The sequence below is a fragment of the Dolichospermum sp. UHCC 0259 genome, assembly GCF_009711935.1.
GTDB lineage: Bacteria > Cyanobacteriota > Cyanobacteriia > Cyanobacteriales > Nostocaceae > Dolichospermum.
The window spans coordinates 1-515 of record NZ_VIKX01000324.1; the positions used below are offsets into that span (position 1 = coordinate 1).

The window sequence follows — 515 nt, forward strand, 5'->3', positions numbered from 1 at the left end:
GCTTTCTCCGGTCCTATCGCCGTATTCGTCAGCGTCTTCCTGATGTATCCTTTAGGACAATCTAGCTGGTTCTTTGCCCCTAGCTTTGGAGTAGCCGCAATTTTCCGTTTCCTCCTATTCCTCCAAGGTTTCCACAACTGGACACTCAACCCCTTCCACATGATGGGTGTAGCGGGAATCTTAGGTGGAGCTTTACTTTGCGCCATTCACGGTGCAACAGTAGAAAACACCCTATTTGAAGACGGTGAAGGTGCAAACACTTTCCGTGCTTTCAACCCTACTCAAGCTGAAGAAACCTACTCCATGGTGACAGCAAACCGTTTCTGGTCACAGATTTTCGGTGTTGCTTTCTCCAACAAACGTTGGTTGCACTTCTTCATGTTGTTTGTCCCTGTGACAGGCTTGTGGATGAGTTCCATTGGTATCGTTGGTTTAGCATTAAACCTCCGGGCTTATGACTTCGTTTCTCAAGAATTACGGGCAGCAGAAGACCCAGAATTTGAAACTTTCTATAC

At 46.8% G+C, this 515-nt stretch carries 1 pseudogene; it reads left to right on the plus strand.

Going from position 1 to position 515, the window contains the following annotated elements:
- A pseudogene (locus tag FJR05_RS25865) lies at positions 1–515 on the plus strand (photosystem II D2 protein (photosystem q(a) protein)); the annotation flags it as partial.